The sequence below is a fragment of the Flavobacterium sp. GQ95 genome (genome assembly GCF_059758655.1).
The window spans coordinates 380196-402268 of sequence record NZ_JCAXEB010000004.1 but is presented as its reverse complement, the minus strand read 5'-3'; the positions used below and the strand labels follow the sequence as shown (position 1 = coordinate 402268).

General features: G+C 31.9%; 15 protein-coding genes. 12 read left to right on the top strand and 3 right to left on the bottom strand.

Annotated features, from left to right (window positions below):
* Positions 1 to 5: 5 nt before the first annotated feature.
* The 3 genes from AC6CH4_RS11190 to AC6CH4_RS11180 are packed head-to-tail and all read left to right on the top strand — an operon-like array spanning position 6 to position 1199.
* Positions 6 to 476, top strand: a complete 471-nt coding sequence (locus AC6CH4_RS11190) for a hypothetical protein (RefSeq protein ID WP_498102949.1) — start codon at positions 6 to 8, stop codon at positions 474 to 476.
* Positions 451 to 840, top strand: coding sequence for a hypothetical protein (locus AC6CH4_RS11185; RefSeq protein ID WP_498102947.1), 390 nt, complete (start codon positions 451 to 453; stop codon positions 838 to 840). The genes AC6CH4_RS11190 and AC6CH4_RS11185 overlap by 26 nt, the downstream gene beginning before the upstream one ends.
* Before the next feature lie 2 nt (positions 841 to 842).
* Positions 843 to 1199, top strand: a complete 357-nt coding sequence (locus AC6CH4_RS11180) for a hypothetical protein (protein ID WP_498102945.1) — start codon at positions 843 to 845, stop codon at positions 1197 to 1199.
* 517 nt (positions 1200 to 1716) lie between these two features.
* On the opposite strand, the gene AC6CH4_RS11175 is transcribed toward AC6CH4_RS11180, so the two are convergent.
* Both AC6CH4_RS11175 and AC6CH4_RS11170 read right to left on the bottom strand, forming a co-directional pair.
* Positions 1717 to 1980, bottom strand: a complete 264-nt coding sequence (locus AC6CH4_RS11175) for a hypothetical protein (protein ID WP_498102943.1) — start codon at positions 1978 to 1980, stop codon at positions 1717 to 1719.
* Positions 1981 to 3354: 1374 nt separating this feature from the next.
* Positions 3355 to 3678: a hypothetical protein gene (locus AC6CH4_RS11170; RefSeq protein ID WP_498102941.1), complete on the bottom strand. Its 324-nt coding sequence runs from the start codon at positions 3676 to 3678 to the stop codon at positions 3355 to 3357.
* A 711-nt stretch (positions 3679 to 4389) separates the two neighbouring features.
* Between AC6CH4_RS11170 and AC6CH4_RS11165 the strand changes: the two genes are divergently transcribed.
* Positions 4390 to 6477 (top strand): glycosyltransferase family 39 protein, encoded by a 2088-nt coding sequence (locus tag AC6CH4_RS11165; protein ID WP_498102939.1) that lies wholly within the window; start codon positions 4390 to 4392, stop codon positions 6475 to 6477.
* Between the two features lie 6 nt (positions 6478 to 6483).
* Positions 6484 to 7224 carry a glycosyltransferase family 2 protein gene (locus AC6CH4_RS11160; protein ID WP_498102937.1) on the top strand — a complete coding sequence of 247 codons (741 nt, stop codon included), beginning with the start codon at positions 6484 to 6486 and terminating at the stop codon, positions 7222 to 7224.
* Positions 7225 to 8516: 1292 nt separating this feature from the next.
* On the opposite strand, the gene AC6CH4_RS11155 is transcribed toward AC6CH4_RS11160, so the two are convergent.
* Positions 8517 to 8747: a hypothetical protein gene (locus AC6CH4_RS11155; RefSeq protein ID WP_498102935.1), complete on the bottom strand. Its 231-nt coding sequence runs from the start codon at positions 8745 to 8747 to the stop codon at positions 8517 to 8519.
* Positions 8748 to 9532: 785 nt separating this feature from the next.
* Here AC6CH4_RS11155 and AC6CH4_RS11150 point away from each other — a divergent pair.
* The 7 genes from AC6CH4_RS11150 to AC6CH4_RS11120 all read left to right on the top strand — a co-directional run bounded on the left by AC6CH4_RS11150 (position 9533) and on the right by AC6CH4_RS11120 (position 21685).
* Positions 9533 to 10123 (top strand): hypothetical protein, encoded by a 591-nt coding sequence (locus AC6CH4_RS11150; RefSeq protein WP_498102933.1) that lies wholly within the window; start codon positions 9533 to 9535, stop codon positions 10121 to 10123.
* 185 nt (positions 10124 to 10308) lie between these two features.
* Positions 10309 to 10842, top strand: coding sequence for an RNA polymerase sigma-70 factor (locus AC6CH4_RS11145; RefSeq protein WP_498102931.1), 534 nt, complete (start codon positions 10309 to 10311; stop codon positions 10840 to 10842).
* Positions 10843 to 10883: 41 nt separating this feature from the next.
* Positions 10884 to 11834 carry a FecR family protein gene (locus AC6CH4_RS11140; protein WP_498102929.1) on the top strand — a complete coding sequence of 317 codons (951 nt, stop codon included), beginning with the start codon at positions 10884 to 10886 and terminating at the stop codon, positions 11832 to 11834.
* 9 nt (positions 11835 to 11843) lie between these two features.
* Complete coding sequence (locus AC6CH4_RS11135) at positions 11844 to 14294, top strand: TonB-dependent receptor (RefSeq protein WP_498102927.1); 2451 nt, start codon at positions 11844 to 11846, stop codon at positions 14292 to 14294.
* A gap of 20 nt (positions 14295 to 14314) precedes the next feature.
* Positions 14315 to 14545, top strand: a complete 231-nt coding sequence (locus AC6CH4_RS11130; RefSeq protein ID WP_498102977.1) for an ester cyclase — start codon at positions 14315 to 14317, stop codon at positions 14543 to 14545.
* Between the two features lie 1708 nt (positions 14546 to 16253).
* Positions 16254 to 20669: a T9SS type B sorting domain-containing protein gene (locus AC6CH4_RS11125; RefSeq protein WP_498102925.1), complete on the top strand. Its 4416-nt coding sequence runs from the start codon at positions 16254 to 16256 to the stop codon at positions 20667 to 20669.
* A 35-nt stretch (positions 20670 to 20704) separates the two neighbouring features.
* Complete coding sequence (locus AC6CH4_RS11120; RefSeq protein WP_498102923.1) at positions 20705 to 21685, top strand: PorP/SprF family type IX secretion system membrane protein; 981 nt, start codon at positions 20705 to 20707, stop codon at positions 21683 to 21685.
* The last annotated feature ends 388 nt before the right edge of the window (positions 21686 to 22073 follow it).

Genomic DNA, 22073 nt, shown 5'->3' with positions numbered 1-22073 from the left:
GTAAAATGAATTTTAGAGGAATTACATTATCAACAGGCATGGGTGCACTGAGCGGTTTTACTAGTGGTGCGACAATTGTCGGAGGAGCATTTATAGGCGCTAGAGTAGGGCAGCTAAATAAGTTTATGCCGAGTATTTCAATTTATCAATCTGGTAATTTTAATATAGGTATTTCTCCAATGATTGGATACGGAACTAGTGGATTTAATGCTGGAGCCAGTTTAAATGTTGATGGTAAAGTTGGTGATGTTGCTTTTGGTGCAAGTATTGGATTTGGATACAATTCAGGAACCAGTAGTTTAGGGGAATCATCTGGGAGCAGTGGATTTTATAATTATGGTGGTTCTCTGGCATATAATGACGGACATGCTAATTATGGATTAGGATATTCATATAATTCATTTGGTGGAAAAACAGCACAAGGTGTAGCAGCAATTACTATATTGGCTGGTGATTTTACTTTATTCTACTTATAACAAATGGGATGATATTAAAATTAAAAAAGAAAGCTACAGGTTTATAAGATTTTTTTCAGGAGGTCAAGTTTTATTTATCTATAAGAATGGAGTACCCAATTTGGAAATGATTAATAATAAGAATATTGGGATCCCGGGGTATTATTATATCGAAGATAAAAAAATAAAAAAAAGTATGTTTAAAAACATAAATGGGGGGATAATTGTTGATTATTTTGGAGAGGTTAGTATAAATGGTAATCTAATTTTTTATGAACAACCAACAGGGAAATTAATTTTTTCAAAAACAGAAGATTATAATGGTAGGTCATTTTGGACCAAATTAAAAGTTGAAGGAATTGAGCATTATAAGCCGAATTGGTAATAATGATTGTTTGCAGTAAGAGTAGAGTGAGTTATTTTGTTCCATCAATAGGAACTCAGTTCAATAGTGATTTAAATGTTGATGGTAAAGTTGGTGATGTTGCTTTTGGCGCAAGTATTGGACTTGGATACAATTCTGGAACCAGTAGTTTAGGAGAATCATCTGGATCAATGTTTGGAGGAGTCATTTATAAGGGTCAGTCAAGTTTTTATGGGCATAATAGTGAGAAAAGGTTTCATAGCATCCAAAATTGGATTCATAGAAATGTTGTTACAACTGAATATTTTTCTGATAGAGGTTTTTCATCAAAACCATATAGCTATTCGGGAAGTTATAATTCTAATTATCTATTCTATTAATAAAATTAACATGAGAAGTTTAATTATAATTTTGTTTATACGGTTATTTTGTAGTAACTGCAATACTATCAAAAATGTGCCCCTTTCTCTGGATTGATGATGAATTCGCCTTTAAATTTAATAATAATTTGATTCTTATTTTTGGTGGTAGTATAATGGAAGGAGATGCATTAGTGAGATGCTATTGTAAATTCCTAGTAATTTAAATGGTCGTGGAATACACAAAAATGAATTTATGCCAAGATCAGGAATAATGTCTGGGGGAGTTATTTATAAGGGACAAGCAATTAAACATAGTTAGGCCCTCAATGGCCGAGAGAAGGGTACGGGCTAGAATCTGGGAATAGGTATAGCCGGTAAGGGCAAAGGAAGCGCGTGGCATCTGGCGCACAAGCTCTCGCATCTGATAGCCAAAAATGGTAGTTTTACGGCCACCCCTTTCAATCTCCAGATACTTGTGCTTTTGGGGAGTTAATACACAGGCGGCCTGTGGGGGATGGTAAGCTCGACATTTTTCTTACTGATCATCGAATTCAGGGCTTTTTAATTCTTCAAAATCAATATTCGTTACATTTAAATTATTAAAATCCGCAGAGCCAGTGGCAAGCATCTCGAGTAATCGTTTTTCGACTTCTTTATTGACATTCACATGAATTTCCATGTTCTCGAATTTCTCGGAATTAAATTCCGGATTCTCCGCGTGTGCCAGTCCTCCATATTTAGCTAGTAAAAGCAGCGTTTTGGCGTGGTTGTTCCGATCGCGCTTTTGTTTGCAAATCATAAGAAAATCCCGGATATATTCCAGCCAAATGGCGCGGGAACCTTCAGTATCTGATTTTAGACGCTCCCGAAAAGTTTTTCTGAATTACGGATATCCTGGTATGCCTGAGCCTGTGAAAGTTCTTTGTCTTTAATCCATTTATTGACGATCTGCATTGTGGAGAAATGATTAAGGCGAAGGGCAAATCCTCGCGTTTAAACATATGAGTGTTCTTTTATAATATCCGGATTATAAATTCTAATAAATCTATTTAATAGTGCATCTTTTACCAGGCAATAAATAAGATCCGTGCGATCAATAGAATAATAAAAGTACTTATCAATACCACCATGACAACAGCAAAAACTTTAATTCTATTTTCCATAGTTTTTAATTTTATATTAATTGTTGAAATACTCAAATTATAGTAGAATTGTTTATAATTAAGAAAGATGCTCATTGCTGAACATCTTTTCCGGAGTTTTGAAATATATCCTACTATTCTTAAAAAACTATTTCAAATTTACTTAAATAAATAAGTGCAATTTGCTAAAAGCACTACACATCTATACACACGTGTTATTTTAATAAATGTTTGATATTTCTACTATCACTTTTAAATTTTTCCAAACGTCTATAACTTTTCTATTCTTGTGAAGCCAACTCGTTTTTACTGGAAATAGCCTTTTATATAATTCATCAAAATAAATTCACTCTTTCTGTTGTGAGTTTAATGATATTAGAGGAGCATCGTAATGAGAGAGTGTTAAGTTCTCTAACATTTTATAGATTCTTAGTTCAAATTTTGGATCGAGCCACCCTGCAAATTTCAAAGCAAGTAAACCACTCATACAGATGTCCTGGTTCGGTTTTGAAAATAAAATATCTTCTTTATTTAAATATCGAGAATTCTCGGTATTTATGTCTGCTTTTTCACTTTCAAGATACGCATCAATAAAATCATTTGTTGTTTTTAAAATTAAAAAATCGTCTACATTTTTATAAAAATTTTAGCCATTCCACTAGCAATAATTTTTACACTATTGTTATTTCCAATAAGAAATTGAATTTCTATTTCCGGATAAATAAATTCTAATGTTTTCATAAGGTAGTTCCTTATAATGTATAGTAGTTTAATACAATTAGAATTCTTTAAAAAAAGAAGATGCCCATTGCTGAGCATCCTTTCCCGGAGTAAACGAAGATCCTCCCAATACTAATCTTAAAAAAAAATATAAAATTACATAAGAAACAATTAAGACCTGCAGAAACAGATTACGCAACTATACACGCGAGTAATTTTAATAAATGAATGTTATTGGTTTTTATTGTTTCATATGTTCAACTGAGTAAATGATTCTTTAAGTTTTTTTATTACACAAATGTTTGAATGTCTTAGGTTTTTTCCATTTCTTCTGTTTTAAGATCAAGTCCAGATACTAAACACCACCCAATTTCAAGGCTTTTAGTGATTTGATAAAATTTCTTTTTATTCTTTTTTACTTCAGAATAATGTTCTACTGCAAAAGGAAGCCGCTTAAAACCTTCCGAAGTTAAAATTTCGTTCAGCTCGTAATTGGAAATATAGTTTTCTGGAAAGGTCTTAAAGAGAAAGCAAAGAAAATCAGCTGTAGTGAATTTTACATTGGCACCTTCTGGATTGCCAGGAGTAAAATTTGATTTTATAAACTCTGTTATAGTTTTAAAATAATCTAGCATATTATTTTAAATTGTGTAATTAGAAGTTAGACCCGCGGTTTTTTGCTTGTTACTGATACTTTTCTTGCTTGTTTCGGTTGCGCTTCACTATACCCATAAGTTAACTTACTTAAAGATACTATTACACTAGAGTTCACAATAGAAGAAATACCAACAAGGAAGAAATCAGCCTTATTTAATCTTTTTAAATACTCGTTTTTAGTTAAAAATAGATTGTTAAATTGTTGAATTACGGAAAATTGAGAAATTATTTTTCTACACGTGTATATATACGTATGACCATTTTTTATTAATCATTACTAAGTTATTATTTTTGATACACTATGATATGTGCAGTTTATAAACCAGCAATGAAGTTTATTTACTTAACAGTAGAATTTGTTTTTATTAGAAGATAAGGAAAACAGGCATTTTTTTATTTTAAATTGCTTCTGGGAAGAAAAGCTGAGAAAGCTTTTCTGTTTTTTAAATGAAAAACCATTATGTTACGGATTGTAAAATACAAATCAAAACGTATCGTAAATCAGTTTTAGCCTGTTTTGCTCTAATTTTATTAAACTGTGAGCATGAGCTCCACATACGATACACAAATTAGCGACACTGCAAAGTGGTCTAAGCACTATAAAGTGCACTAGCTGCAATAAACAAGTAAGAAATAAAAAATTATCATAAAAACTTTCAAAAGGCTCAGAGACCTGCAAAAAAATAATTATGTTCGAATACTTAAAACCAATAAAAATACAAATTGCATTAGTTGTTGTTTTGTGTTTTGTAATTAATGTTAATACGTTAAGTAATGAATATGCTTTAGATGACGGAATAATCATTCATCAAAATTTAAATGTACAAGCAGGAATAAAAGGTATTGGAAAAATTCTCACTACCGATGCTTTTCAAGGTTATTTAGATATGGTTAATTCGGAATCACCATTAAGTGGCGGACGTTATCGACCATTATCAATTATTTCCTTTGCTTTAGAACAATCTTTTTTTGGAGAGACTTATGGATTAGAATATCGTGAACATCAAAAAAAACTATCCGATTTGGAAAGCTTTGGTGGTTCTGAAATAATGATTAAAACCGAAATAAATATACTTCAAGATATAAAAAATAAAATGGATAAGAGTACGTTGTCGATTGCTCCTATCCGACATTTTCTGCAATTGCTTTATTTTATATTTTCAATGATTGTTTTGTTGTACTTCTTAAGAAAACACATTTTTAGTGAAGATTCGATATTGGCGTTAGTTACTGTTTTACTTTTTGTTACACATCCTGTTCATACCGAAGTTATTGCTAATATTAAAAGTAGAGATGAAATTCTATCCTTTTTATTCATTATTCTAACATTACATTTCAGCTTTAATTACATACAAAATAAAACACAACGTAATTTATTGATATTGGTTATTAGTTTTATTTTAGCACTTTTATCCAAAGAATATGCTATGATTTTACCAATTATAATTGTTATTGGTTGGTATACCATTGCTAAAAAAGAAAAGAAGGAGATTGTAAATGCTGGACTTTTTTGTTTTGTTTCAATAGCAGTTCTTTTCATGTATATTCGTTTCAGTTATTTTAGCAATGCCAACACTGTAAATGAAATAAAAGACGTATTAAATGATCCTTATTTATACGCATCACCGATTGAAAAATTAGCCTCAAAGGTAGCAATCGTTTTAGAATATTTACGTGTTTTGTTTTTTCCAAAAATCTTATCGTCTGATTATTCGTATTCACATTTTGTCTATATTAAATTTGGAAATTGGAAATTTATTATCTCATTACTAATTTACATCTCAATGGGACTAGGTTTTCTATATGCCTTGAAAAAGAGATTAAAAATTGCCTTTCCAATAACTATTTTTATAGGCTTTTTCTTTTTAGTTAACAACTTGTTATTTAATATTGGAGCAACAATGGGAGAACGATTAGTATATCATTCTTCATTTGGATTGTGTTTACTACTGGTGTTTTATGGAGATTGGATTTATCAAAAAATTAAAATTTCTAATATTGGAAAACAAATTGTCAGTACGGTATTACTTTTATCTATTTTAATTCTATTTTCATTCAAAACAATTGACAGAAATAAAGACTGGAAATCAGATGCAACTTTATTTTTAGTTGATGTAAAAACAGTGCCAAACAGTGCGCTTGCAAACTGTAACGCTGGGGCAAATATTTATACTACCATTTTTAAAAAATATTCAGAAAAGAAAAATCATACTGATTCGGAAATAAGAGAATTTGAAAATCAATTAAAAATTGCTATCAGTTATTTTGATAAAACAATTAGTATTGACAAAAATAATTTTGTGGCTTATCTCAATAGAGGTGTATGTTATTATTATTTAAATGATAAAAGAAATGCTGGTAAGGATTGGTCAAAAGCTGCTGATCTTTTTAATGGGCCAAATAATTTCTTAAAACAAAATTCATATATCTTTTTGCAAGATGGAATTCTCTTCGGATCTAAAAAACAATTTAAAAAAGCCGTTGAATCTTTAGAGATCGCATCTAAAATGAATCCTAATGGAGCGACTATTTTTCAAAATCTTGGAGGGTCATATTATATGACTGGACAATTTAGATTAGCTGCTGATGCTTTCGGGAGAGCTTTAAGTATAAATCCGGCATTAGAAGAAGCTAAAAATGGTAAAAAAGCAGCTGAAGATATTTATAATTTAGAGCAAAGAGTAGCTTTAAGTCCGAATGACGCTTTGGCAAAAGAAGAACTGAATATTGCCTATAGAAGTTGTGGTGTTTCATTAGAATATTTGCATCTAAAATAAATAACTATGATTAATGGTAAAAAAATTATAATTGTAATGCCTGCTTATAATGCCTCGCAAACATTGGAGCGAACTTATAGAGAGATACCACACGCTATAGTTGATCAGATAATTTTAGTAGATGACTTTTCGTCTGATGATACGGCTGCAATTGCCAAAAAGATAGGTATAGAAATTGTCATTAAACATGATACTAATAAAGGTTATGGTGGTAACCAAAAAACCTGCTATACCATTGCTTTAGAGCAAAGGTCAGATATTATTGTAATGCTTCATCCTGATTATCAATACACTCCGTTATTAATTGAAGCGATGGTTTTTCCAATTGCTAATGGACTATTTGATGTAATGATGGGCTCTCGAATTTTAGGAAAAGGGGCTCTGGCTGGTGGAATGCCATTGTATAAATATATCGCGAATCGTTTTCTTACTTTATTTCAAAATATCTTGATGAATCAAAAGTTGAGTGAATACCATTCAGGATATCGGGCTTATAGTAGAGAAGTTTTAGAAAAAATTTCTTTTCAGACTAATTCTAATGATTTTGTTTTTGACAATGAACTTTTAGGACAGATAACATATGCTAATTTTAGAATTGGTGAGGTGACTTGTCCTACCAAATATTTTCCCGAGGCAAGCAGTATTAATTTCAAAAGAAGTGTTACCTATGGTTTAGGCGTTCTTAAAGTTTCTTGTTCATATCGAATACATAAATGGAAGTTATGGAAGTTTAAATTATTCCAATAAATATCATGTCAAAAGATATTAAGTGGTTCTTTTGCTTCTGAACAGTATGTTACTCGTATGACTGCGATGTGTAAAGCAACGACACTATTCAAAAAATGGGTAAGTTAAAAAGGTATAAAATTTTGGCTTTTTAATTAAGCTGGCCCGTTTTTTCAAAAATATTTAGGAACTGGTCTAGTATTCTATTTTTTTAGAAAAAAGCACACCTGTGTCTATAAAATTTCACACTTTCCATTTTTAAATAAGGAAATATGAAATTATAAAACAATGCGTGTCATTTTTGCTAGAGTTAGCTGCTAATTAAAAAATTGAAATGGTATATAAACGTTACGACATTTTGATCAAACTCATTTGACTTGTTTTTGCCAGAATTAAAATAATAATCATAATTTTCAAAAATTAAACAGTGTTACGTTACAAAAGCATAAAACAGAAAAGATTTATATATATGCTACTTTAAATTAATTAGTTGCAATTAATTCTGATATAGAAATTAGTGGAACTATTTCTTTTTTGTGGAACTCTAAAAAAAATATCCACAAGTTCCACAAAAAATCCACAAGTTTTAAATTTTTTTGAAAACTTTAATTTAGTGTAAATATCCTGTAGGATATACAGATAAACCGAAAAACATGAGTGCTCCAAATCGGTTCACCAATATACTAGTCCCGATGAGAACCTATAAAAATTTCAAATAGCTGGTATATATGGAAAATAAGTATATCAAACAAGATCTAAAAGAGGACAATAAAAAAATACAGTAATGGAAATATTTAATAGCATATTTCGTAAAAAAAACGGGAAATAATTCTCACGAAATAATTACAATAATTCCTGAAAATTGGAGTGTCTTAAGTGGAAAAAATGATGGGAATCCAATGTTAATAAGAAAAAATAAAGGATAAGAAAAAATATCAGGAAATAAAAACTATTCTCTGAGCTGTGGAATCGCATTTAAACTACTATTTCCTGATCAAAATGGATTACCAAATATTGAAAACGAACCAGAATTAAATGATTTAGAGAATTTGTTTTATACTCACAAAATGTGGAAGAATTAATTTAAGACTAGAAAAATTAAAAGCTAAATATCCGAAATACGAATTAACAAGATATAACAAAAACGATGAAAATTGGGAAATCTATAAGTCGTTTAAATAAAACAGCATTGCTAATAAAGTTTTTGGGTTCTCGGAGCGAAGTGCAAAATTTATTAGAAGTTTTCAATTGAAATTGCGTTTTAACTAAACGTTTTGATTCGAAAGCCGACCAGAACATAAAGTCTCAAATTTTTAGCATGCCTGTTTTTGATCAAATGCAACAGTTACATGTGAAGCTGTTTTTGGACTGGCCGCAGGAGCAGGAGGTTTTGCTGCCGGAGCATTCGGGACCGGCGTGGGTACGATATATTCTTCCATGTTTTTAAATATGGCAAATAATGCTGCCTTTGTCGATCCTATAATATCGGGAAAAGAGTTTATTGCTGGAATTGCTATTGCATCATTAACAAAGAGGAATAACAAACGGAATCTCAGCAAAATATAAACGGTAAGACTTTCAGGTCAGGAAACACTCCCAGAATCTCTGTACAGGCTGTAATATTAAACAGCACTGCTGGGCTGGTAGAATCCAAAGGAGGGCGAAAATTGAGGCCAAAACAGATCTTAAAATTGCGAACTCTGCCAAACGACAACAGCCCCGACAACCGAAGGTAATTTATCGAATAATATTAATGTTGATAATGGGTATGTAGATATTCGTAAAATTGAAGGGTTTAATAAAAAAGATTATGGAACTATTAAGCCAAATACTGGAACAGTGACACCAAATTCAGTATATGAATAAAGCTCCAAACGGCAAACCAATATCAGAACATTTTTATAATTCCAGTGGAAATGTTGAATTTGAAATAAATTACAAAGCTCATAACATGTTTTACCCACACGGACATCTAAATAGTATTCCTGGTAGCATATCGTCAGGACATCTACCTGAAAATCATATTCCATTCTTGTTGATACCAAAGAAATACTGGTAATATTGCATAAGTAAAAAGTAGCATCACTAAATTTTAATTATGCTACTTTTTATTTTGAAATTATTTTGATTGAAAATTAATTCTAAGAAAGTTTTTTATTTAGAAGTTGGCTGAATTAAAATAATTGTATTAGCTAGATTAGTTGAAAGAAAATATAAGATTTAAAAAAAGTTTATAGGGGTATTTCAATTTTTAGCGTATTTAAGTATATGGCAGTGCAGAAGACACAGCAAACTTTAAATATTTAATAACTAAAAATTAATTACAAAGATGAAAAAAACAATCATTTTATGTGCAATTCTAATAACATTCAGTAAAATTACTGTAAAAGCACAAGAAACCTATAAGCACGAAATACATGTAAACTATAGTGATGGCATACCAATATCCATTGTAGATGGTTTTTCATCTGCATTATCGTCTGCTATTCTAGGGCAAAAAAACAGTTCAGAATCAAAATCTTTTGGAAATATTGGATTGGGTTATAAATATCAAATAGCTGAACGAATAAGGCTAGGTGGTGATATTGGATATCAACAAGAACAAACTGATTTTATGGACAAGAATAAAAAAATTATCGGAAAAAAGACTAGCCACTATTTTATTGCAATGCCAACGGTAACGTTTTCCTATGTAAAAACGCCTTGGCTAGATTTTTATGGTAGAGCTTCCGCAGGTGTTATTATGCATAGCTATTCACAAACATTAGAAAATAAGGCTCACTATCAAGATATCAATGTAGGTTTTGCTTTCCAGGTCAATCCTATAGGCATACGAGTAGGTAACAAATTTGGTGCATTTGCAGAAGTAGGATACGGATCTATGGGATTGGGCAGTATTGGACTAAACTATATGTTTTAGAGCCAAAGCAATTGATAAAACTAAAGACTCTCAGGAGGTCTTAGAATCTTTTTTAAATGGCTGAATAATTCATTTAAGTAATATTATTCAGTCATTTGTTCTTATATTCAAATATGAATTGGTCCAGCTTTTTTTGATTATTTTTTTTAGTTTGTATTTCAATATTTATTTTATAACGTGTTATAATGGATGAAGATCAAAAACACTTTAAACAGTTATTTTATGAGCTTTACGAGCCCCTTTGCAATTATGCATTTAAGTATCTTCATGATAGGGACCAGAGTGAAGATATAGTGCAGGAAATCATGATAAAAATATGGGAAACCAAAAAAGATCTTCTTACAGATAATGGTCTGAAATACTATATTTACGTTGCCGTTAAGAATAAGTGCATATCTTTTTTCAGAAAAAGAATCTATATGCTTGATATTGACAAAATAAGTATTGATATTACTGATGAAATTTATGAGATCGAGCCATCAAATGATATTGATGGGCTTATTGAAAATGCATTTAAGGGAATTCCGCCAAAGTGTCTTGAAATTTTTAAACTCAGCCGGATTGAAAACTTAAGTTATAAGCAAATTGCCAAAAAGTTAGAGATATCGATAAAAACAGTTGAAAATCAGATGGGTAAGGCTATAAAACATATACGTAAATTTATTAAACATCATCCTGTTTTAATTGTTTTAGTTGGTGATTTAATTACAATATTATAAGAGATCTGAAGGAATTTGTTTTTTATTTAAAAGTGATAAAAATGGATAATCAAAATATCAATGCATTATTGGCTAGACATTTTTCTGGCGAAACGACACCTGATGAAGAGTCTATTGTGCTGACCTGGGTAAAAAATAATAAGGAGGAGTATATTTCTCTGAAAGTTTTTTTTGCAGAAAGCCAACAATTAGACCGACCTCAATTATTTGCTGTTGATATGGCCTGGAGAAACATCGTACCAAATTTATTGCCTGTAAAGCCCACTATATTTCAGTTATACAAAAGATATGCATACGTATCTTCAGTTGCAATATTGATATTAGCAGCAACTTTGGTCTTTTTTTATGATAATACAGAAATAATTATTAAAACGGCTAATGCACAGGTAAAAAATATCAAACTAAGTGATGGTTCTTTAGTTACACTCAACGAACACTCAAGTATTGTGTATAAAAATTTTTTTTGGGGAAGACGTATCGTCAGGTTAAATGGGGAAGCACTCTTTGAAGTAAAACATGATGCAGGCCGACCCTTTACTGTCAATACAGGTAGCTTGTCGGTAAATGTTTTAGGAACGTCTTTTGTTGTCCGAACTACCGGAAAGGAAAAATTGGTGGCCGTACTTAAAGGAAAAGTATCCGTTAGATCCTCTACCAAAAAATCTGTTGTTTTTTTGGAAAAAAAACAAGCCGTTTACTTCAGTGACAACAAATTAATTAAAAAAAAATATGATGATAAAAATTTACTTTCGTGGAAAACAAAGCAACTTTCTTTTAAGAACACACCACTTCAAAAAGTATTTGAAGACCTTGAAAAATGCTATCATATTAAAATACATGTGATTGGCAATATACCCAAATCATGCAGAATAACTACCAATTTTAAGAAAGAATCAATGAGAGAAGTACTGGAAGAATTCCATTTATTATTTGGATTAAATTATATTCAAAAAAATAATGTCATTTATGTAAAAGAAATATCTTGTTATTGATAAAATGTTATGAAAAACTGGGTAGCAATTATGTCTTTTATTATACTTGTTTTTTACAATGGATCTGCGCGGGCACAAAAAATAGATCTGATGGAAAAAAACATCAAGGTTGAAATAGAACATGATAGTATTGGCGCCTTCCTATCTACTATTATATCCCAAGGTGTAAATTTATCATTAAGTAATAACAAACTAAATCTTGAAAAAATGATAATAATCAAAAAAGGGGTCTATAAGTTAAGAACACTTTTAGATTTGCTTTTTATCCAAGAACCGGTAACGTTTCTTGAAACAAATAACAAGATTATTATTTATAATGTTCCAAAAGCTACTCATCAATTTACCTTGAGCGGTTTTGTATATGCAGGTGAAAGTAAAGAGGCTCTTCCGAGTGCAATGATACGGGTTTTAAATTCAGATATTGCTGTTTATTGCAATGATTACGGGTACTATACCGTTGAATTGCCTAAAAAAGCACACATTATACAGGTAAGTTATACAGGCTATGCTTCTCAAATAGATACGTTATTGGTAAACAATACAATTAAAAAAAATTTTAACCTTAAAATGGGATTATTACTTGCTCCAGTAGAAGTTAAAGTCTCTAAAAATACTTTCAATAAGAATTATAATGTATTAAGCACACGATCGATTAACTCTCTTCCATTTTTAATGGGGCAATCAGATCCGCTTAAACTCCTAACACTCAAAGCAGGCGTGAATGGCTCCCGTTTAAATGTAAGAGGAGGAACAAGTGACCAGAATCTGGTTTTATTAGATCAGGTACCCATTTATAACTATAATCATTTTACTGGATTATTATCAATTTTCGACACGGCGGCCATTACGCAGATAAATTTTTTTAAGGGCGGCTTTCCTGCTCGTTACGAAGGCAGACTATCTTCAGTTATTGATATCAAAACAAAAGACGGAGACATGCGAGAATACCATGGAGTGATGAATATTGGCACATTAACCGGTACTGCCATGATTGAAGGCCCTATCATAAAAGACAAAGTATCCTTTATGGTCAGCGCAAGACGAAGCTGGATTGATGGTTTGTTTAGATTGGCTGATCCAAATGTAGATTTAAAATATCGGCTCTATGACGCATATTTTAAGGTTAATTATATTGTTGATTCGTCAAGTAGGATCTACCTTGGCGCATATACAGGCGGTGATCTAATAAATGTGAAGATCTTTGACACATCACCACAATTAACATGGAATAACAGAACCCTTTCTCTGCGTTGGAATAAAGTACACAGCCCTAAGCTCTTCCATAATTCCTTTCTTTTGTTAAGTAACTATAATAACCAGTTTGCGAATGAATATAATGAAGGAACAAGAAGTTTTAGTATTACAGATCTTGGTGTTGAAAATAATTTGAGTTATTATTGGTCACAATTGCTAAGTACCACGGCAGGTTTAGGAGGTAATTTGACGCGTTTTTCTGATAAAAATATAGATAATGACAAATTAACAAAGGTTGCACATCTGAAAGCTTATGTTGATAACGATATAAAACTTTCGAATAAATTTAGTATCAAAGCAGGTTTGCACTATGGAGTATTTATAACTCAAAATAAAACCTACCATTCTTTTCAGCCCCGAACCAGTCTTGTTTATCAACCAAATATTTTCAATAGTTTTTTTTTATCGTATTCTGCAATGGAGCAGTTTTATCATCAGATTGTTTCAAATGTATACGCTCTTCCCTCGGATTTTCGCATGCCAAGCACGGATCAGATGCCGCCAGAAAAAGCAATTATTTATGAATTAGGATACGAAACAACTTTAGGTAACTTGGGAAATGTCAAACTACAATTATTCAAAAAAAATCTTTACAATGTTTTGATGTACGAACCCAGCTATAATAGCTTAAATGATAGTGAAATGGAACCTGTTTTAATTGGAAATAGCAATTCTAAAGGTTTTGAACTCGAATTTTCCAAACGTCTTAAAAAAGTGGATATACAGATTTCCTATACTCTTGGTCGATCAATGATGCAATTCAGGGCAGTAAATAATGGTAATCCATTTCGCTCTCCAAACGATATAACAAATAAAATAAGTGGCGCAATTACCTGGAATATTAGTTCGAAATGGGAAATTTCGGGGATTTTTAATTATAGTTCAGGTATGCTGATCTCCGCACCGGATTCTTTTATTTATAATGATAAAAAAGATAGCTATCCACTAGCCACAAATGAAAGTAATGATCTTCAAATACCTTATAATTACCGGTTGCCCGATAATTATAATATGGATATTGGCTTTGTAAAAAGCAAAATATTTCGCTCTGGTAACTGTGCTAAATTACATTTCGGTGTTACTAATTTGATAGGAAGATCAGCGCCGTTTCTCATTAACACCTCTTTGAGTAATGGCGTCTTTTATCTAGACCAAGCAAAGATGTTTAAAAATTTCCCTTATGTTGGATATACTTATACATTCTAAGTAAGAATATCTTTTTATGACTGGTACATGGAACTTTTTTTGGAGTTCCTCCAACTGGAGATTGCATTAAAGTACAAGCTACTAATTTTTATCGTCTTGTTAATAATCAGATTACAGAAGAATATGGACAACTTGATTTATTAGCATTATTTCAACAAATTGGAGCAGTACCTACAGATTTAAAAAAAATAAATTCTGATAAAATGACAGATAATAAGTATAGGGTTCAAATAGACCTATATGATATTTGACACTATCCTAAAAAGTGTGTAAGTTACACGTTTTCATCCGTCATTTACTTTCAACTGAGTTTACATATGCCTTTTTCATAAGTTTTTTTAGTTTCTTTATCATTATTAACATACATATACTCCCAAGCTTTTCTTATCCTATCATTTTGAATTTGTCGCATTTGTCTTTTCCTAGTATAATAATCTGCGCCAAACAGCTAGTACAACGGATTTGGTTAATTAGATTAATGGAAGTTGGTTTTGTATTTGGGACGATTTTGTAAATCCGAAAATAGGGCTTAATTAGGACATATACCTTTAAAATTAGCTTAAAAATAAAATCCTCTTTTTAATCACATATTATATTCAAATATCAGCATAAGCTTTTCACACAGCGCAAGTTAAAAACAACCCACTTACACGTGTAGATTTGCGTAGTGTTCTATTTTTAAACTAATTATTCTTGGCCTATTTTTGCTCTGGCTTTTGAAATATACGTTTGCACACCGTCTTGGATTTATTCATTACGAGAGATTTCAAATTTTTATTATTTTGGTTAAGACGCCCATTTTGGGCGTTTTTTTACATCTATATGACAAATTAGCTATCTTTTAATGGATCTACCAAAACCTGTGGAATTTAAAATTTATACGATATTTTCTAAAACTAAAAGTCCAAAGGTCTGTTTTCCTTTGGACTTTGCAACTTTTAAAAAGCTTTTAATTAATATACCAGTTTTAAATTAGTCTATAACTCCCGTTTCATGACTTACTAGTGCGACAACAGTATTTAATGTGATGAAATTACCTTTATCTGCATTTGCTTTTTCAAGGTAATTTGTACTGGAGAAAAAGCTGTTAAAATCTTATATCGAATCAAAACAAATGTCAATTAGTCCATCATAAATTGGGTTTAGAATGCTTAGTTTGAATAAATTGCTAATATGCCTATTAATAAAAATGAAAGTTTTAGTTATAGCGGGTTATTATGTTCAACGTGCTATTGTGAAGTTTAATTTATATTACTAAAAAGATGCCCTTTCGGGTATCTTAAGTTCAAAAAAACGTAAAGAATTTGAATATTTCCACTTCAAAATTCACTTACTCTAAATATTGATGTAATAAAATTAAACAATAAACCACGGGACTTACTAAAAAGGTCTACACAAGTATCCACACATGTTAAAATAGGGATGGATGTAAAATAAACTTGATTTTTTTACTGATTTTAATGTAACGTTTTATACCATATTGTGCCATTTTCTAAGGGCAGGTAAACTCAGAATCTATAAGATGTTCAATAGTATTTCTTTCAACAAGCCGAAAACAACATAAAAGACATAGGAAAAAACACTTAAAATAGCTGAGAGCTCTTGGATAAATACCTCAAATTATAAAACTTTAAGAAAATTTGACAAGATTTCTTAAAGAAAGTTTTTCTTTAACATAAAGACAGGGAGAAAAACCTTCTTCACTTCATAAAAATGAAAGATAAATTTCCACTCACAATCTTGATGGTTGATGTTTAAGTAGTTAGTTGCTAATGAATTAAAAAAAAATGTATTACACATGTATATGTGTGTGGGTCTGATTTTTACAACCTGTCATTTTAAGGCGTTTATTTGCGTCTAAATAAATTTTAAGATTTATTTTATTTAGTTATTAGAGGTAATTAAAGACATAAAACTGAACCAATACTTTTTAAAGGTATTATGCCATTTACATGCACTATGAAGTTATTATTAAAATTATATATTAAAAAAGTGCCAAATATCATTTCTAAAAAAGTTAATTGCATAAAATTATTTTTTTTTACTTTTTTATTTTTTGTTACCTTTCAAATTAGGGCACAATTTCCTTTTTTCGAAAGTTTTAAAAATTCTACTGCTCCTGCGATAAGATTCGGCGGTGAACCATCGGCTTTTTTAACTGGTGGTGCAGGGTTGAAAGATGGTTTTACCGATGTTGATGGCTCAGGCTATTTACGATTGACAGCAGCTGAACAATATCAAAAAGGGGTTGTGTGGTCCGATAACTATAGCTTTCCAGCAGCATATGGTATGAAAGTATCTTTTGAATATTATTCCGGAACTGCGGGCCATGGTATCGCTTTTGTTTTGTTTGACGCAACAGCCTCTCCGATAACTGTCGGGGCATATGGAGGTAGTTTAGGATATGCACAGGGGAGTGGTTTAAAAGGTTTTTCAAAAGGATATTTAGGAATAGGACTTAGTCCTAATTTTTCGACCAATGACGAAGGAAGAGAGGGGGGGGTAACTGAGATCGATTCTGAACCCGAACCAAGTATAGCATTAAGAGGAGCAGGGGATGGAAATATAGGCTATCCTTATTTAACGAGCATTAAAACTACTGATTTATCACCTCCTTTTCCACTTGCTATTAATGCTCGAAATGCAACAGACGAAACTAATATTAGATTTAGAAAAGTTGAAATTGTATTAAGACCACGCTCAAATGGAGGTTTTTTTATTGATGTATTTATTACTCATGGAAATGTTAAAACTCAAGTAATCAGCAATTTTGAATATACAACCCCTGCTCCTCCAAACTTGAAATTTGCAATAACTTCGGCGACAGGTAGCTCTGCTACTTTTCATGAAATAAGAAATTTAGCCATTTCTGTCGATTCATCAACACTTAATAACCCTATATCTAATCCTGATTCCTTAACAGGATGTGCAGGTCGAACTGTAAGCGTTGATATCACCGCTAACGATGTTGGAGATGTAAATATGTATGGTACAATCAATAGATTATCTATTGATTTAGATCCATCTCTACCAGGAATTCAAACATCCAAAAGTGTAGAAAATAAAGGAATATTTACTTATGATTCCATTAATGGTAAGGTTGCATTTGTTCCACTGAATAACTCTGTAGAAGACTCATTTTTCATAGAATATACTTTTAATGATACATATGGTAAGACATCTAATGTTTCTAGAATAACATATACACCTATTGTCATGAGGCCTATTGCTCATGTTACCAATGAAACAATCTGTTATGGGGAGAAATATATATGGCCTGCAAATGGCATAGAATATTCTGCTTCTCAGACTGGACTAGAATTTGTTAATGACGGATGTACAGCAAATGAGATATTGAACCTGATAGTAAGGCGTAAACCCGCCGATGTCATGACTGCTACTACAATCTGCTCTGGGGAGAAATATATGTGGCTCGCAAACAATACAGAATATTCTACTTCTCAGGCGGGGATAAAAATCTTTAATGACGGCTGTACGGCAGACCAGATATTGAACCTGACGGTAATCCCTAAACCTACGGATGTTATAACCAATGTGACAATATGTTCTGGAGAGAAATACAGGTGGTCAGAAAACGGTATAGAATATTCTGTTTCTCAGACTGGTTTGAGATTTAGTAACGACGGTTGTACAGCAGACCAGATATTGAACCTTACCGTAACTCCTAAACCATCAGATGTTATAACCAATATGACAATCTGCTCTGGGGAGAAATATAGATGGTCGGCAAATGGTATAGAATATAATACTTCCCAAGCGGGGCTAAAAATCATTAATGACGGCTGTACAGCAGACCAGATACTGAACCTTACCGTAACTCCTAAACCTTCAGATGTTATAACCAATATGACAATTTGTTCTGGAGAAAAGTATATTTGGCCTGCAAATGGTATAGAATATAATGCTTCTCAAGCGGGGCTAAAAATCGTTAATGACGGTTGTACAGCAGACCAGATATTGAACCTTACCGTAACTTCTAAACCTTCAGATGTCATAACTACTACTACAATCTGCTCTGGGGAGAAATATATGTGGCTTGCAAACAATACAGAATATTCTACTTCTCAGACGGGGATAAAAATCTTTAATGACGGCTGTACAGCAGACCAGATATTGAACCTGACGGTAATCCCTAAACCTACGGATGTTATAACCAATGTGACAATATGTTCTGGAGAGAAATACAGGTGGTCAGAAAACGGTATAGAATATTCTGTTTCTCAGACTGGTTTGAGATTTAGTAACGACGGTTGTACAGCAGACCAGATATTGAACCTTACCGTAACTCCTAAACCATCAGATGTTATAACCAATATGACAATCTGCTCTGGGGAGAAATATAGATGGTCGGCAAATGGTATAGAATTTAATACTTCCCAAGCGGGGCTAAAAATCGTTAATGACGGCTGTACAGCAGACCAGATACTGGACCTTACCGTAACTCCTAAACCTTCAGATGTTATAACCAATATGACAATTTGTTCTGGAGAAAAGTATATTTGGCCTGCAAATGGTATAGAATATAATGCTTCTCAAGCGGGGCTAAAAATCGTTAATGACGGTTGTACAGCAGACCAGATATTGAACCTTACCGTAACTCCTAAACCATCAGATGTTATAACCAATATGACAATCTGCTCTGGGGAGAAATATAGATGGTCGGCAAATAGTATAGAATATAATACTTCCCAAGCGGGGCTAAAAATCGTTAATGACGGCTGTACAGCAGACCAGATACTGAACCTTACCGTAACTCCTAAACCTTCAGATGTTATAACCAATATGACAATCTGCTCTGGAGAGAAATATAGATGGTCGGCAAATGGTATAGAATATAATAGTTCTCAAGCGGGGCTAAAAATCGTTAATAATGGCTGTACAGCAGACCAGATATTAAGCCTTACCGTAACTCCTAAGCCTTCAGATGTTATAACCAATGTGACAATCTGTTCTGGAGAGAAATATAGATGGTCGGCAAATGGTATAGAATATAATACTTCCCAAGCGGGGCTAAAAATCGTTAATAACGGCTGTACAGCAGACCAGATACTGAACCTTACCGTAACTCCTAAACCTTCAGATGTTATAACGAATATGACAATCTGCTCTGGAGAAAAATATAGATGGTCGGCAAATGGTATAGAATATAATAGTTCTCAAGCGGGGCTAAAAATCGTTAATAACGGCTGTACAGCAGACCAGATATTGAACTTAACCATGGTTCCTAAACCATCAGATGTTATAACGAATATGACAATTTGTTCTGGAGAAAAGTATATTTGGCCTGCAAATGGCATTGAATATTCTGTTTCTCATAAAATTACAAAAGTTAATGATGGGTGTTCAGCAAATCAAATATTAAACTTATTTGTTACTCCAAAACTAAATCTTTCTCTTGTTGCAGGAAGTGTACTTTCCGAGACTTGTATGGGAAATAAAGATGGTTCATTCGCGATCGAAATTACAGGAGGTACTACACCATATAATGTAAGTATTGATAATGAGGACGCTAAGTACGAAGAAATTATGGGATCAGTGAGTGTGTTTGAAAATCTTTCAGCTGGATTACATATGATTTACATTATAGACGCTCAAGGTTGTAGTGCCGAGATTGAAGTTACTTTACCAAATGCAGTTATCATTAATCCAATTGCTGAGCTAAGTTATGAATGTGGAAATAATGGAGTAACAAACACTGTTACAATTAAAATTGATTCAAGTAATACGGATTACTATGATTTTGATTATTCTTTAGACGGTAGTTCCTATCAAGCTAAGAATATTTTTAGAAACATTAGCGCAGGTGTTCATACGGTAAAAGTCAGACATACAAATGGGTGTATTCAGTCTACCACTCCTTTTATGATAAAAGACATACAGCCTCTAACCTTAGCTTTATCCGATGGGGAGTTAAATGAAATTGTATGTATGGCTATCGGTGGTGAAGGTGAATATCAATATAAAATCAATGATACATCTTATAATACAACTAATAAATTCAATATTTATAAATCAGGGACATATACTATTACCGTTATCGATAAGTATGGATGCACCGCCACTGCTTCTAAATATTTTACATATGTAGATATCAGTATCTCTAACTATTTTACTCCAAACGGAGACGGTATTAATGATGAATGGGGACCTGATAATACCAATATTTATAAAGATTTAACCTATACCATTTTTGATCGATACGGTCGAATGATTGCAGGATACAGACTGGGACAAAAATGGGATGGAAAATATCAAGGAAAAGAATTGGTATCAGGAGATTATTGGTACATTTTAAAACTAAATGACCTTCAAGACGACAGAGATTTTATAGGGCATTTTACACTTTACAGATAATCTAGAAAAAAGATATTGGGTCTATATACACTACAATGAAAACAATTATATTATCGTTTCTGTTATTGGTTATTACTGGTTGTTATAGTCAGGAATTGAACTTGCCGGTCTTTACCCAATATTTAGCAGATAATCCATTTGTTATATCTCCAACTTTTGCCGGAATTGGTGATAACTTGCGAATTAGAGCAAATGGATTAACACAATGGGTAGGAATAAAAGATGCACCAGATAATCAGTCTTTATATGCTGATTTTAGAATTTTAGATCGTTCAGGGGTTGGTATTTCATTTTTTAATGATAGTAATGGAAATACCAGACAAACCGGAGCTAAATTATCGTTTGCTCATCATTTGATCCTGGATTATTATTCTAAAGAGTACTTATCATTTGGTGTTTCTTATAATTTAAATAACTTTAAAATTAATATTAACGATTTTAATTCCGGAACTGGAGCAGAAATTCCTATAGAATTAGATCCGGCTGTAACCAATAATAGATCTATTACTAATAACAATTTTGGTGTTGGTGTTTTATATCGAAATAAAGAGTTTTATCTAAGTTTAAATCTAGATAATATTCTAAATAAGAATGTGGATGATTTATATGGACAAGAACCTTTGGTACTGCGTAATTATCAAGTGCTTGTGGGATATGTTTTTAAAGGAAACCAAAGAAACCGGATTGAATATGAACCTTCGCTCTATTATCAGAGATTTGCGTATGATAGGCGTGCCAGTACAGATTTAAATTTTAAATACCGTCAGTATAATAATTATGATGATTATTATTGGATGGGAATTTCGTACCGTTTTCTAAACGATCAAATGTTTCGTCCCTCAATGATAGGGCCGATGGTCGGATTCAAAAAGTCTAACTTTTATTTTGGTTATTCATATTTAATATCATTAAGTCAAATAGGAGCTTATAATTCAGGGACTCATTTAGTCACAATCGGATTTGACTTCCTTAGAGGTATCAGTAATTGTCCTTGTACACAGAGTCCAGTTCATTAGTAACTCGTCTCGGGAAATCAAATTGGTTTAATTATCTTCTCTTTTTAAGAATAGGTTCAAAAATCAGCCATATTTTTTTAGCTAACAATAATTTAGGTACTGTTTCAGATTAGGTGTTTTTACAAAAAGTAATGTAACTAACTGGAAGAGAATATGAATTTATAATTTTCGAATAGTAAATGAGACGATCTACTGATCATCTCTTCTGTTTTTAATACTTTAAAAAGCCTTAAAATGCTTTTGTTGATCTTAGTATATACATGTTGTGGTTTGATTAAAGAGTAGAAAATACGATATTGGAATGGTTAGAAGTCAGTAAAGTATAAAAAAATAATTTTGGAGATTAAAAGCGGTAATTTTGAGTTGTAATAGGGTAGCTTCTGCTTTA

Coding starts and splice junctions, on each gene's coding strand:
- AC6CH4_RS11160 (WP_498102937.1), top strand. CDS start 6,484: ATGATTAATGGTAAAAAAATTATAATTGTAATGCCTGCTTATAATGCC.
- AC6CH4_RS11180 (WP_498102945.1), top strand. CDS start 843: ATGATTGTTTGCAGTAAGAGTAGAGTGAGTTATTTTGTTCCATCAATA.
- AC6CH4_RS11150 (WP_498102933.1), top strand. CDS start 9,533: ATGAAAAAAACAATCATTTTATGTGCAATTCTAATAACATTCAGTAAA.
- AC6CH4_RS11175 (WP_498102943.1), bottom strand. CDS start 1,980: ATGATTTGCAAACAAAAGCGCGATCGGAACAACCACGCCAAAACGCTG.
- AC6CH4_RS11140 (WP_498102929.1), top strand. CDS start 10,884: ATGGATAATCAAAATATCAATGCATTATTGGCTAGACATTTTTCTGGC.
- AC6CH4_RS11165 (WP_498102939.1), top strand. CDS start 4,390: ATGTTCGAATACTTAAAACCAATAAAAATACAAATTGCATTAGTTGTT.
- AC6CH4_RS11120 (WP_498102923.1), top strand. CDS start 20,705: ATGAAAACAATTATATTATCGTTTCTGTTATTGGTTATTACTGGTTGT.
- AC6CH4_RS11125 (WP_498102925.1), top strand. CDS start 16,254: ATGAAGTTATTATTAAAATTATATATTAAAAAAGTGCCAAATATCATT.
- AC6CH4_RS11190 (WP_498102949.1), top strand. CDS start 6: ATGAATTTTAGAGGAATTACATTATCAACAGGCATGGGTGCACTGAGC.
- AC6CH4_RS11135 (WP_498102927.1), top strand. CDS start 11,844: ATGAAAAACTGGGTAGCAATTATGTCTTTTATTATACTTGTTTTTTAC.
- AC6CH4_RS11145 (WP_498102931.1), top strand. CDS start 10,309: ATGGATGAAGATCAAAAACACTTTAAACAGTTATTTTATGAGCTTTAC.
- AC6CH4_RS11170 (WP_498102941.1), bottom strand. CDS start 3,678: ATGCTAGATTATTTTAAAACTATAACAGAGTTTATAAAATCAAATTTT.